A 12,651-nucleotide genomic window follows, 5' to 3' on the forward strand; every position below is an offset into this window, starting at 1 on the left:
GAGGGGTAATCGCCCTCGTGATCCAGCACCAATCGCACCGCGCGCTCCCGCACCTCGGGAGAGAACTTGTTCGTTGTCTTGCTCGTCATGGCTCCATCCTATTTGGAAGTTGGAGCCTCCGACAAACCGGGGGCGGTTCAAGGTGAAGATCTCGCGATCCCTTCAGCAGGATCAGGTCGTCCGTGCCAGCCTGCTGCAGAATGAGGTCCGCCACGGCCTTGACCGACCTGCCCTCGACGAAGCGGCCGGTAGCGCGATCGTCCTGGCTCGCCATGGACCGGTGCGCGTGGTCGCCGACGAAGATCACCTGATCAGCGGCGTCCCGCGCGTCCCGATAGGCGTCTCGATACTTGGCCTTCGGACTGCCCGTGTAGTCGGATAGCATTCCAAGGACGATGCGCCGGCGCTTGGCCTGCGCATGTCGGAGCACGTCGAAAGCAAGCCCCAGCGTCTGCCAGGGAGCCTTCCACGTATCGAGGATGAAGACAGGTCCCGTACGGGTAGGGAACGGCTGGCACCGGTCGGGAATCGGTTCGAAGCTCGCGATCCTTGCTCGCGCCCTTTCGACAGGCACACCGAGTTCGATGGCCGTTGCGAAGGCAGCCGTTACAGGCAGCCAGAAGTGCTCGCCAAGGATTCGCGTCTCGAGTGGCGTGACATGTCCTTTCCATTCGACCTCGAGGCGAAGGCACTCCGGGTAGCGCGACGCAATTGCGGTCGCCCTGAAGTCGGCGCCAGGCCCTCGCCCGAAGGTGACCGTACGGGCGGTGGTCCCGTGCCGCATGGCCAGCGTCAGATCGTCATCGGCATTGAGGACGGCCAACCCGGTGTCTGACAGCGCTTCGACAAGCTGGCCCTTTTCGGCAGCGATATTCTCGCGAGTCCGGTATTCCTTGTAGTGCTCGATGCCGATGAAGGTGACGATGGCGACATCCGGCTGCACCATCCTCACGACATGCTTGAGATGACCCCTCCGGCCGACGCTCAGTTCGGCGACATAGTACTGTGTGCTCCGCCTGAGGCGCGCGACCGACTTCACGATGTCGCTGGTAACAACGGCCGACGCCAGCGTCTCCACGCTCCCATGACCCTTGAGAATGTGAGACAGGAGAAGCGTCGTCGTTGATTTGGCGGAGCTTCCGGTCACCGCAATACAGGTCGCGGTCGCGAAGCGCCGGTTGGCCAGGGCTCCGACAAAACGCAGCGTCCGGCGCAGATTTCGTTCGAACAATCGGCCCCAGCGGCGCACCGCTCCGTCCCGATCCAGCACCGACCCGATCACATGGAACCCCGGACTCCCGAGAGATTGAAGGGCGATGCCATGACGAGCCTCATGCGTTGCAAAGGGATCGTCTGATGCATGGGGAGCAATGAGCAACGCCCCATTCGACATCGTCCGCGCCGGGGATGCAATGCTCGCCGCTCCCCGGTTTGACGCCGATGGCGACGCCCCCCGCAGGTGTTTCCAGCAATGCGCGGCGCGGAAATGACGAGTCCGAGCCCCTGGTGCTGCGCCCCGAAGGCGCATTTGTCGCGCCAGCAGCGATTCGAATTGTGGCGCAGGCGCTGGTTGGCTATCGGTGTCGGCGTGGTGATCTGGATGATCGCGATTGCGGCCTGGCCGTTTCGTGGTCTCAAGGACCAGTTCACGATGCAATTGCCTGCCAGGGTCGCGACAGGCCGCGCGGCAGGTCCGGGAAACATGCGGACAGGGCGACACAATTCCGTGGATATCAGGACGAAGAGCGTGAAACTGGCGCCCACCGCGGCCTTCAGGGCCATGGGGGATGAGGGGGTGATCCTCATGACGGATAGCGGCCAGATCTACTCCACCAATCCGAGCGGCACGGCCTTCATCCGGCAGATCACGGTGGGACGTTCGGTGGCCGATGCGGTGAATGCTGTGCTGGACGAGTTTGATGTGGGGGAGGATGTTCTCCTGGCCGACCTGGAAGAGCTGGTCACTTTCCTGGAGGCTGAAGGGGTTGTCGTCACTACCGGTTCCTGACCTTCGGGAGGGGCTGCCTGACAGCGGCCGGGCAGCGCGGATGCGTCGCCTGATGTGGTGGCACGCCCGGATGCTGCCCGCCATCGTCGGCAGGCGGGATCTGCAGGCGGTCCTGCGCTATGCGGATGTTCGGCCCGACCCGCGCTTCGCCGGGATTCCCGCCGAGGCGATTGCCGGATGGGTGATAGCAGCCACGCGCAAGCCGTGGCTGATGCGCAAGCGCCGCTGCCTGCGCCAGGGCCTTCTCGGCATGCGGTTCATGCGCCTGGCCGGACACGATCCGGAACTGCATTTCGGTATCGAAAGGCAGTCCCTCGCACGACCCGCAGTCGCAGCTCACTGCTGGGTGGTCCTCTCCGGCAGGCCTGTTCTCAACGACATCCTCGAGGACATGGAGCCTCTGCATGTCTGGCGGCCGGCATGACCGGCCCTGAGACCCGCTTCGATCTTCACACCGTCGAACTGATCTGCGCGATGGAAGACCTCCCCGCCAGCGCGGAGCACGCAGCGATGCTGGACTGGCTCATCGGCGAGCGGCGGATCGAGACACCTGGCGACCTGCCGAAGGCGCGCTTCACGGTCCGACGGGCCGGCAAGGACGGGCTCGCGCTTCCGGCGGACATGGTCGAAATGCCTGTCGCCGATGGAGGTCGGCTGAGAACCGGACGCACGGCCGACGGCCACCCCGTGCTGGCCTTGGAGGAGGCCGTCTGCCTGAGGCTGCTCCCCGGCGGTCACAGCCTGCTGGAGGCAGCGCTCCAAGCGGACCGGCTTCTACCCGCGCTTGGCGATGCCACGATTTTCGCGCTCGACCACGCGCTGTCATCCAATGGCCAGTGTCTCGCCCATGCCGCCTGCCTCGCGACCCCGGATGGCCGCGGCATGGTGATGCTCCATGCCGCCAGCGGCACTGGCAAGACGACGACGGCGATGGCGCTGGCGCTGGCCGGCTTCCGCCTGTCGGGCGATGACACGACGGCGCTTCTGTCGCCAGGCGGATCCGGGCAGCTCATGGGCTGGGGCTTGCCGCGCGGCGCCAAGGTCCATCGCAGAACGGCCGACATGCTGCCGGCCTTGCGGAAACTCGTCAGCGATGACGCATGGGATCGTCATGGCGAGCAGATGATCAGCCGGTCGACGCAGCATGGTGCAGGCCTTGCCACAGACGCCGGCCCGCTGCCTGTCATCGGCGTCGTGTCCCTCGCTCATGCGGACGAAGGGACGAGCCCCTACACCGTGCAGGGCGCCTTCGAAGCCCTCGAATCCTTGATGCGTGACAACATCAGCCCTCATCCGAATGGCTTTTTCCCAGGTCATGAGGCGCGCTTCGACATCTTTTCGTCGCTCGTCTCGGCCACCAGGTGCCTCCGCGTCCCGGTGCGCGGCCATCCCTCCGAGGTCGCCGCCACCATCGCCGCGGCGCTGGGCTATTGATCGTCCGCCGCTGCGTGCCGCTTCTGCTGCCAGCGAAAGGCGAAGCGTCGGAAGCGCGAGCGGATATCGCCGCGCAGATGTGCGTTGGTGATCGTGTCGCGGTCGAGCCAGCGCGGCGTGTCCATCAGGCTGGCGAGCCCGTTGATGGGCGCGTCGGCCTGGGCGTCCGGAAAAAGGCGGCCGACGAGGCTGGCCGCAGCCGCCAGTTCATAGGTGAGGTCCAGTTGGCGGGCGGCCGCGATGGCCTGCGGCATCGCGCCCCCGAGCCTCCTGATCGCCTGAAGCACGTCGACGGCCAGTTTCAGCTGGTGGAACTTGTGCCCGATCGCGCCATGGACCACCGCGGTGAGGAGATGCCCCGAAGCGGGGGAAGTGCCGCCATAGTCGGCGATCTCGACCTGTTGAAAGCCGAAGGTCACGCGCCGGCGCATCGCCGGCAGGTGAACCAGGTCCGTATGGACCTCGATCAGAAGATGCGGCTCGCCCTCCCGTATCCACTTCTGCTCGCGGTAGATCTCGGCCTTTTCCGGCCGCGGCAGGACGGCCAGTGCGAAGCCCGACGCGACCATGGCGGCACCGACGTCGTCGAGCACCGCCGCGGGAACGAGGATATCCACATCGGTGTAGGGCCGGTCCGAGATCTGCGGATAGAGCGCTCCGGCGAAGGCTGCGCCCTTCACCAGTCTGTGCGGCAGCCCTCTGGCTCTCAATTCATGAACGATGCGCGCCGCGTGAGCCTCAAGCATCATGGTCACGCCCGTGGCGACACGAACCCGCTCGGTTAGTGCCTCCATCGCTCCGGCCCAGCCATGGCCGGGGATGCCCGACAGTGGCGAAAGCTTGCGCCAAACGGTGGCTTCTATGGCGTGGTAGCAGACAAGATCGACCAGGTCCGCAGGCTCGAAGCAGGAGAGTTCCCCTGCCTCGGGCGCGGGCACCTCGGGGTCAGCGAGATGGCAGAGCAGCGCCTGCTGCCGCGGGTCAAGCCGTCGACGTGTCATGGGCAGCGGGCCGGCCGGCAGGAATGGATGCGAGGAAGTCTGCGATCGCTCCGACGCTGAGCAAGCCAGCGACCCTGTCGTGTGGAATCACACCTCCGGCGCGTTCCTCCAGGGCCAGCATGATGTTGATATGCACGATACTGTCCCAAGCCTCGGTATTGAGTACGCCCGTATCGGCTCCAACAACCGCGGGGTCCACTTGCAGGGCCTCAGCCACCATCTGGCGCGCATCCTCAAGCGGCGACAAGGGCACCTTCCTTCTCCCAGGCATCGACAGACCGCCGCAGGGCATCGCCCCGCAAAGAGAAGACCAGGAAGTCCGCGGGTTCATCGCGGAACTCGTCATAGGCCGCCATGGGGCTGGCCCCCACATGTTCGAAGCCCAGTTTTCCGTAGTTGAGAACCGAACCGAAATTGCGCGAATGAACCAGGCTGAGCATCTGCTCAAGCCCGGCCTGGCGGACCAGGACAATGATCAGAGCCTTGCGAACCTCGGGGACCACGTCTCGGCCCCACCAGGCCCTCTCGCCGAGGATGACCTCGAAGCCTGCAGTCCTGAAGGGGATCAGGCGGGTCGAATGGGTACCGATCACGGCCTTCGTGGTCCGATCGACGATCGCATGATGGAACCGTGTTCGCCCGTTCGCCCGGCCTATCCGTCGAAAGGACCGCCAGAGCGATGGCGGCTTGCGGTGCAAGGTGAGCAGGGCGCGGATTCCATCGTCCTTCAGGTAGCGATGTTGCAGCCGGGCCATCTGCCAGCGGGTGATCGGCTTCAGCACGAAGCGCGGCGTCACGATATCGCCCATCAGCGCCTCGATACGCCGCCGTCTCATCCTGTGCTCCCCGGTCCGGCCACGAGCGCGCGCACCTGGTCGCGCAGCACCTTGCCACGTTCATTACGCGGAATGTCCGGCACGACAAACAGGCGCACCGGCACCGCCTCGGCGCGCACCTGGCTGCGGCACCAGGACCGGAGCGCCGCGACGTCGAGATGCCGGCCGGCGATCGGAACAACCGCGGCTGCCACGGCCTCGCCGCTGGCCGGATCCGGCAGGCCGAAGGCGCAGGCTTCCGCAACGTCGGGATGACGTTCCAGCATCATGTCGATTTCCTCGGCCTGAATCTTGATGCCGGCACGGTTGATCTCGAACTTGATCCGGCCGACCAGTGTCAGCCCGCCATCGTCATCGATCTCCCCGATATCGCCGGTTCGAAACCAGGGACCGGCGAAGGCGGCCCGCGTCGGGTCGGGCTGGTCCAGATAGCCGCTCATGATGGACGGTGACAGCACCACGGCCTCGCCGCGCCCCCGGTCTCTCACCTGTCCGTCGCCGTCCAGTACGGCGATCCGGCCGCCCCATGGCCGGCCGACATAGCCATCGCGGCCGCGGGCCTCGCTGAGCGGGGCGCCCCCGATCCAATTGGCGGTCTCCGTCATGCCGAACATGTTCCAGACATCACCTGTACCGGACCATCCCGCGATCGCCTCCCATTGCGGTAGGGACAGAGGCGAGGACCCGACATGAATGCGTCTCGGCGGTCGCTGCGGCGGTGCAGACATCCGCATGGCGAGCTTCCAGAAGGCTGGAACGGAGCTCATGAAGGTGATGGATTGATCCGACAACCGCGTCGCGAAATCGACCAGTTCCGCCGCCGTCGGGGAGGTCCAGAGATGCAGCCTTCCGCCAGCGGCAAGCGGCGTCAGGCAGTTGCCGATCAGACCGTGGCCGAAGAAGACCGGCAGGACACAGAGCGTTTCGGTTAGCGGCGCTGGCCCGATCGCCGCAAGATTGAGTGCGATCCGGGCATGAAGACTGCGCAGTGTGTGGACGATCCCCTTCGGCACCCCTGTGGTGCCAGACGTCATCAGCACCAGCGCCGGATCGTCCGGATCTGATGGTCGAGGTGCCTGTCGATGCGCCGAGCGCCGGGACAGCAACACCTCGGGGCCGTCGCTGCCGATCCAGACGGACGGACGGGCGCGGGCGACAATGTTTGCCCTCTCGACAGTTGTAATGGCCGGATTGACGACGATTGCCGTCAGGCCGGTCTCCCACGCCGCGAACATCCACAGCAGCGCGTCGGCCGCGCCGGCAGGCGCGATGACACAGCGGTCTCCGCGCGCGACACCGTTCCGTAAGAGGATATTGCCCCTTGCGCGCGCCTCCGCCTCGATGTCGTGCCCGGTCCATCCTTGGCCGGACCGCAGGTCAACCATTGCTGCCGATGACGGGAACATGGCGGGAAGTATGCTCATGTGCGATATCTAGGGCACGGTCCGGCAAAGAGTCTGCTATTGCTCAATCGTCGCATTGACTCCATCGCCAATGATTGCCTCTGATGCGCGCTCTCCGCGTCAAGGATGGATCACGATGAAGAAGCTCTACGTCAAGGCCGCGGCCCAGAAGCGCCAGCCTCTGACGGCGGTCACCGCCGGCAAGCCGGTATCTTTCGGCAAGCCCGTCTGACGGATCGCGGGAACTCTCGTTCGGCAGACAGGAGGCCTGAAATGGTGATCACCAAGAAGACCTATGCCAAAGCGGTAGCCATGAAGCGCCAGCCTCTCGCGGCGGTGACGGCCATCAAGCCGGTATCCGGCGCCGCGCTCGGATGACGCTGAGCAGTTGGCACTCTCTATCGAGGGACAGGAGGCTTGAAATGGCGATGATCAGGAAGGCCTACGTCAAGGCCGCGGCCCAGAAGCGCCAGCCTCTCACGGCGGTGACCGCTATCAAGCCGGTCTCAGGGCCCGTCGCGACCTGATGGCCTCAAAGGGGCCAAGCTTGTCGACAGCTAGGAGGCTCGAAACGGCCATGATCAAGAAGACCTATGCCAAGGCGGTAGCCATGAAGCGCCAGCCTCTCACGGCGGTGACCGCTATCAAGCCGGTCTCAGGGCCCGTCGACTTCTGATGCCCCCAAAGGCGCCAAGCTTGTCGACAGCCAGGAGGCTCGAAACGGCCATGATCAAGAAGACCTATGCCAAGGCCGCAGCCATGAAGCGCCAGCCTCTCACGGCGGTGACCGCCCTCAAGCCGGTCTCAAAGAATATTTCACAGCAGTGACGGCGCCTTTGGCCTCTGGCCGCACCGGTCAGTGGTACGATTGGTCCGGCGGCGACGATATGTCTTGCGGTCCGAGGATCCGCGGCGCCACGCCGCAGAACGGTGGATGATGGAACGAAAGCCAGGCCGCTACCCATCCGGCATGGAGCTTCGCGAGCCGTTGCCTCCATTGCCCTGGCACTCGGCCGGCATGGCCGCTGGACTCAACGCGTGTCTGGCCTTTTGAACCCAGTCTCCGGTTCCGGCGACGCGCCTGTCGATTGCGTGCTCGTCGCAGACCCCGACGCCATGGGAGCCATGGCGATGGACGCTCTTCGGGCTGGCGGCTATCGGATCGTTGAAGTGTGGACGTCCGGCGTCGAGACCCCATCGGGCGCCATGTCCCGCATCGCGTCTCTTGCCTCTGCCCGCCAGCGCGCGGCCTCGAGGGTGCTGTCCAGAGCGGCGGCCCCGGTTCGCCGCTTGCGCCGTCCCTGGGCAGCGAGCCTTGATAACGCGTTGGAGGCTGCCCCGGCCTTCGACGTGCTTGTTTGCGCAGGGTCGCAGATCATCTTTCCGGCCGCCTTCCTGGAGCGCCTTCGGGGGCGCGCGGTCAATCTCCACCCCGCCCTGCTGCCGCATTACCGCGGCCCGAGGCCCCTCCATGCCCTGCTGATCGATGGCATGGCCGACACGTATGGCGGCATGACGCTTCATCTCATCACCAGCGAGATCGACGGGGGCCCCATCATCGGCCAAAGGCGGGTAGGGCTTGTTGATCATGGCACGCCGGACAACTGGCAAAGGGCCGTGATGGAGACCATGACGCCGCTCCTGGCCGATGATCTGCGTGCCTATCTCGCCGGCAGGCGCGAGCCTGTGCCGCAGCTGTCCGGCTCCGGCAGCTACCAGGCCTTGCGTGACGTGCCGCTTCATGCCGCGCCCGACCAGACGGTGGACCGGATTGCCCGTTACCTTGCGGCTGCCGCGGGAATGCAGCGCCACGCCATGGCGGTCCTGCCCGACCCGCACCGGCCGCGTCGCTTCGTCGTCACCGGAGGCGTGCGGATCATCGGCCGGCCAACGGGCGAGGCACCGGTCGTCAGCCTCGGCCATGTCGAATTCGACGCCTTGGATGCGCGGATCAGGATCCGGCGAATGACCCGTCCGGAGCGGCTCCTTCGCAAGATTCGCCGCCGTCTTGCGGCCGTCTTCCGTCGCTGAGAGCCCGATCGCCGCGGGGCTCTGGCACACGGCAATATTCGCGGCGTGTCACCCGCCGGCAGGCCCTCGCTCATGCCGGGCTTGCTCCAGCGCATCCAGAACGACGCTGGCTCGGGCCGTCGTCGCGGGGTCGTCAAAGTCGCCGAAATCAATGCACAGGGAAGCTTCTCTCAGCCTCGATCGTCACGTAGGCGTCGATCGGGAAGCTGCGACCCGGCCCTCACGAAGGCCTGAACGGCGGGTGATGTCTCCCCCTGACGCGCACCGATACAGACCTCGACGGCCTCGGGTCCATCGCTGATGCGCAGGAAGCGGACGCCTCTCACACCGAGGCGAGCCGCCACCTCCGGGACAAGTGCGACGCCCAGGCCGGCCGAGACAAGACCGACGACCGTGTGGATCTGCGTCGCCTCCTGAACGATGGGTGGCGTCACGCCGGCCCGGTCCAGGGCGCCGGTGACGCGCGCATGGAACATCGGGCTCGTCAATTGCGGAAAGCCGATCATCGCCGTGGTGGCCAGATCGCGCAACGATACCATCTGGCGCGCGGCGAGCGCCCAGTCGTCGGGGACGGCCAGCAGAAAATGCTCGCGGCCGATGGTTGTGAAGCAGAGGCCCTCGACGCCCGACACCGGCCGGAGGATGCCGACGTCGATTTCACCGGCAACGAGGGCGGCAGCCTGCTCGACCATCGTCATTTCCGAAAGGTCGAGCACCACCTGCGGATGATCATGCGCGAACAGGCGCAGCAGTTCCGGCAAAGTGCCGTAGGTCGAGGAGTGAATGAACCCGATACGAAGGCGGCCCGACTTTCCTTCGGCGATGGCACGCGTCTCGTCGCTGGCGCGACGGAGATCGTCGAGAATGCGCCGCGCCCGCGGCAGCAGGGCGGCGCCCGGTCGGCTCAGCACGACGCGGCGCTGGCTGCGCTCGAACAACACGGCGCCGACGTCGTCCTCCAGTTCGCGGATGCGTCGACTGAGATGAGGTTGAGCGATGCCGAGGCGCGCCGCTGCCCGGCCGAAGTGAAGATCCTCGGCGAGAACGACGAAGCTGCGCAGGCGAACGATATCCATCATGATACGATTACCGTATCAAAGGTGCTCTTTCAATTTATTGGACGTCTGTTTGGCCCTGTTCATACTCCCTGCACAAGAAAAGCGTCGGGGAGAGCACATGAGCATCGGTTTTCGCGTGCGGCCGCGGGTCTCCGCGGACAAGGCCCTCGTCACAGGCTTCGATGGGGTCCCGACCTCCATCGCCTCCGACAATATGGGTCGGCTCTTTGCCGGCGGCTGCGGTCTGAGGCCTTTGCACCGCGGCGGCGCGCTCCTCGGCACCGCTTTCACCGTTCGCACCCGACCCGGTGACAATCTCATGGTCCATAAGGCGATCGACATGGCCGAGCCCGGCGATGTCGTCGTCGTCGATGCGGGCGGCGACCTGACCAATGCGATCATCGGCGAGATCATGCTGTCGATCGCCGCACGCCGCGGCCTTGCCGGCTTCGTCATCGACGGGGCGGTCCGTGACACCGACCATATCGGCGCCTCGTCGCTGCCGGTCTATGCGCGGGGCGTTTCTCACCGCGGTCCCTACAAGGACGGGCCTGGCGAGCTGAACGGACCGGTGAGCGTCGGCGGCATGCCGGTCATGCCCGGTGACATCATTCTCGGTGACGCCGACGGGATCCTCGCCATTCCGCAGGCTGACGCGGCTGAGGTCGCCCGCCTCAGTCGCGCGCAGATGGCACGTGAGCGGGCGATCCTCGACTCCATCGCCGACGGCACGATCGATCGCTCCTGGGTGGACGCCACGCTGAAGGCGAGGGGGTGCTCCCTATGACCCGCTACGCGCCCGAGGTTCTGACCGCCTTCTGCACGGACGTGCTCGTTGCGAGCGGCGTGAGGCAACCCGTGGCCGCCACGGTAGCCGCGTCGCTCATCTACGCGGACGTGCGCGGGGTTGATTCCCACGGCGTTCTTCGCCTGCCCATCTATGTGCGCCGGGTGCGCGAGGGGATGGTGGATGTCGAGCGGGAACCGGGGATCATCGAGGATCGCGGTGCCACGGCGCTCCTCGACGGCGGCAACAATTTCGGCGCCTATGTCGGTCAGAAGGCCCTCGACCTCGCCATCGAGCGGGCGCGACGGCACGGGGTGGCGACCATCGCCGTGCGCCGCTCCAACCATTTCGGTACCGCCGCCTATTTCGCTGAACAGGCGGCGGCCGGCGGTCTGATCGCCGTCATCGTCTCCAATGCGTCGCAGACAATGCCGCCAACGGGGGGTGTCAGGCCGTTTCTCGGCACCAATCCGCTGGCTATCGCCGCCCCCTCTGGTGGTGTCAGCCCGTTCCTGCTCGACATGGCGACCAGCCAGGTCGCGCGTGGCAAGATCATCGCGGCCGCACGGCGGGGCGAGCCGATCCCGGAGGGCTGGGCGATCGATGCGGCGGGTCAGCCGACCCGCGACGCCGAAGCGGGCCTTGCCGGCGCCGTGCTGCCTTTGGGCGGCGCCAAGGGCTATGGCCTGTCCATGGCCATCGACATCTTGGCGGGCGTGCTCACCGGCGCCGGCTATGGGCCCTATGTGCGCAACATGTACGAGGATTGGGACAACCCGCAGGATGTCGGCCATGCCTTCATCCTCATCGACATTGCCGCCTTCATGCCGCTGTCGTCGTTTGTCGCCCGCATGAGGGAATATCTGGGCCTGCTGAAGACCGAGCCACGGGCGCCCGGCGTTGCCGAAATCCTCTTCGCCGGCGAGTACGAGCACCGGCTGGCGGAGGGGACCCGCGAAAGCGGCATCGCGCTTTCCCCGGCGCTCGTCCAGGAACTGGCCGTGCTGGCGAAGGACCTTGCAGTGGCCCCGCCGGTGCCCATTGTCACGCCCCTCGATCTGCGTGGCGCGGCCGCGGCCGGAAGTTGACCGATCAATCGTGAAGTCGCCGCAGCGCGACACCGTCAAGGGAGGAATGCCATGTTCGACCGCAGGCAGGTTCTTGGTCTCGCGGGATCCGCTGTCCTGGCTCCGGCCATCTCGGCCAGGGCCCAGTCCGGCTGGACCCCCGATCGCCCGATCACGCTCATCGTCGGCTTCCAGGCCGGCGGCGGGACGGATGTGACGGCGCGAACGACCGCGCAGGCGGCAGAGGGCATCTCGCCGGTCCCGGTGGTCGTCGTGAACCGTCCGGGGGCGGCTGGAGCCATCGCCGCCGAGTTCGTGGCGCGGGCCGAACCGGATGGCCATACGATGCTGATTGGCGGCGGGAGCGAAAGCACGACCCTGCCGCACTACAATCGCCTCAACTACAAGCTTGAAGATTTCCGCGGTATCGCCCGCGTCAACCGGGAGCACATGGTTCTGGTCACGTCCTCGAAAGGCGGCATCAACTCGGTCGCCGAACTGGTGAGACGCGCCAAGGCCGATCCCGGCAAGCTGACCTATGGGTCGTCAGGTCAGGGCGGTATTTTGCATGCCGCGTTCCAGGCGCTCGAGAAGACCGCGGGCATCCAGATGACCCACGTCGCCTATCGGGGCGGCGCCCATGCGTTCCAGGATGTTCTGGGCGGCCGGCTCGACATGACGCTGCTGACCCCGGCGGAGGCGAAAAACCAAGCCGATGCAGGAAATGCCTTCATCCTTGCAACAACGTCCAATCGCTCTGGCATCCTGCCAGAGACCCCCTCGCTGACCGAGGCGGGAGTCGCCGTCAACATCGAGAACATGAAGGGGCTGATGATCTCCGCCCGCACCCCCGAACCGGTGATCGCCTATCACGAGGCGCTGTTTGCCCGCGTGCTGCAGAGCGACCGCATGAAGGAACTGGCGCAGCGGACCAATCTCGACCTCGCCTATCTCAATGGCGCGGGCTTCATGAAGGCCATGGACGACACGTCACGTGCCGTGCTGGCTGCCAAGAGAGACGCCTGA

13 protein-coding genes are annotated in these 12,651 nt (G+C 66.0%); 7 read left to right on the forward strand and 6 right to left on the reverse strand.

What is annotated here, in order from left to right; translation table 11 throughout:
* Nucleotides 1-85: 85 nt before the first annotated feature.
* On the reverse strand, nt 86-1,270 hold the full coding sequence (locus tag O9344_RS12495; protein WP_298477505.1) for a Mur ligase family protein: 1,185 nt from the start codon (nt 1,268-1,270) through the stop codon (nt 86-88).
* Nucleotides 1,271-1,528: 258 nt separating this feature from the next.
* Here O9344_RS12495 and O9344_RS12500 point away from each other — a divergent pair, with 258 nt between their 5' ends.
* The 3 genes from O9344_RS12500 to O9344_RS12510 are packed head-to-tail and all read left to right on the forward strand — an operon-like array spanning nt 1,529 to nt 3,442.
* A complete protein-coding gene (locus tag O9344_RS12500; RefSeq protein ID WP_298477508.1) occupies nt 1,529-2,008 on the forward strand; it encodes a PqqD family protein in 480 nt (159 codons plus the stop codon).
* A 40-nt stretch (nt 2,009-2,048) separates the two neighbouring features.
* Nucleotides 2,049-2,432, forward strand: coding sequence for a lasso peptide biosynthesis B2 protein (locus O9344_RS12505; protein ID WP_298477511.1), 384 nt, complete (start codon nt 2,049-2,051; stop codon nt 2,430-2,432).
* Nucleotides 2,429-3,442, forward strand: coding sequence for a hypothetical protein (locus O9344_RS12510; RefSeq protein ID WP_298477514.1), 1,014 nt, complete (start codon nt 2,429-2,431; stop codon nt 3,440-3,442). The genes O9344_RS12505 and O9344_RS12510 overlap by 4 nt, the downstream gene beginning before the upstream one ends.
* Here the strand turns inward: O9344_RS12510 and O9344_RS12515 are convergent.
* Genes O9344_RS12515 through O9344_RS12530 form a run of 4 tightly spaced genes read right to left on the reverse strand, consistent with a single transcriptional unit; the run spans nt 3,436 to nt 6,703 of the window.
* The gene (locus tag O9344_RS12515; RefSeq protein ID WP_298477516.1) at nt 3,436-4,380 is read right to left on the reverse strand and encodes a nucleotidyltransferase family protein; all 945 of its coding nucleotides are present in this window, start codon (nt 4,378-4,380) and stop codon (nt 3,436-3,438) included. The genes O9344_RS12510 and O9344_RS12515 overlap by 7 nt on opposite strands.
* A 43-nt stretch (nt 4,381-4,423) precedes the next feature.
* Nucleotides 4,424-4,690, reverse strand: coding sequence for an acyl carrier protein (locus tag O9344_RS12520; RefSeq protein WP_298477519.1), 267 nt, complete (start codon nt 4,688-4,690; stop codon nt 4,424-4,426).
* The gene (locus O9344_RS12525) at nt 4,677-5,252 is read right to left on the reverse strand and encodes a GNAT family N-acetyltransferase (RefSeq protein WP_298477523.1); all 576 of its coding nucleotides are present in this window, start codon (nt 5,250-5,252) and stop codon (nt 4,677-4,679) included. Before O9344_RS12525 ends, O9344_RS12520 begins: the two co-directional genes overlap by 14 nt.
* Nucleotides 5,253-5,275: 23 nt before the next feature.
* Nucleotides 5,276-6,703, reverse strand: coding sequence for a class I adenylate-forming enzyme family protein (locus O9344_RS12530; RefSeq protein ID WP_298477526.1), 1,428 nt, complete (start codon nt 6,701-6,703; stop codon nt 5,276-5,278).
* 909 nt (nt 6,704-7,612) lie between these two features.
* Between O9344_RS12530 and O9344_RS12535 the strand changes: the two genes are divergently transcribed.
* A complete protein-coding gene (locus O9344_RS12535) occupies nt 7,613-8,713 on the forward strand; it encodes a formyltransferase family protein (protein ID WP_298477529.1) in 1,101 nt (366 codons plus the stop codon).
* A gap of 170 nt (nt 8,714-8,883) precedes the next feature.
* Here the strand turns inward: O9344_RS12535 and O9344_RS12540 are convergent, their stop codons facing one another.
* Nucleotides 8,884-9,792 (reverse strand): LysR family transcriptional regulator, encoded by a 909-nt coding sequence (locus O9344_RS12540; protein ID WP_298477532.1) that lies wholly within the window; start codon nt 9,790-9,792, stop codon nt 8,884-8,886.
* 97 nt (nt 9,793-9,889) lie between these two features.
* Between O9344_RS12540 and O9344_RS12545 the strand changes: the two genes are divergently transcribed.
* The 3 genes from O9344_RS12545 to O9344_RS12555 all read left to right on the forward strand — a co-directional run bounded on the left by O9344_RS12545 (nt 9,890) and on the right by O9344_RS12555 (nt 12,651).
* A complete protein-coding gene (locus O9344_RS12545; RefSeq protein WP_298477535.1) occupies nt 9,890-10,558 on the forward strand; it encodes an RraA family protein in 669 nt (222 codons plus the stop codon).
* Complete coding sequence (locus O9344_RS12550) at nt 10,555-11,646, forward strand: Ldh family oxidoreductase (protein ID WP_298477538.1); 1,092 nt, start codon at nt 10,555-10,557, stop codon at nt 11,644-11,646. The genes O9344_RS12545 and O9344_RS12550 overlap by 4 nt, the downstream gene beginning before the upstream one ends.
* A 192-nt stretch (nt 11,647-11,838) precedes the next feature.
* The gene (locus O9344_RS12555) at nt 11,839-12,651 is read left to right on the forward strand and encodes a tripartite tricarboxylate transporter substrate binding protein (RefSeq protein WP_298477541.1); all 813 of its coding nucleotides are present in this window, start codon (nt 11,839-11,841) and stop codon (nt 12,649-12,651) included.

The organism is Phreatobacter sp. (genome assembly GCF_027532945.1).
GTDB lineage: Bacteria > Pseudomonadota > Alphaproteobacteria > Rhizobiales > Phreatobacteraceae > Phreatobacter.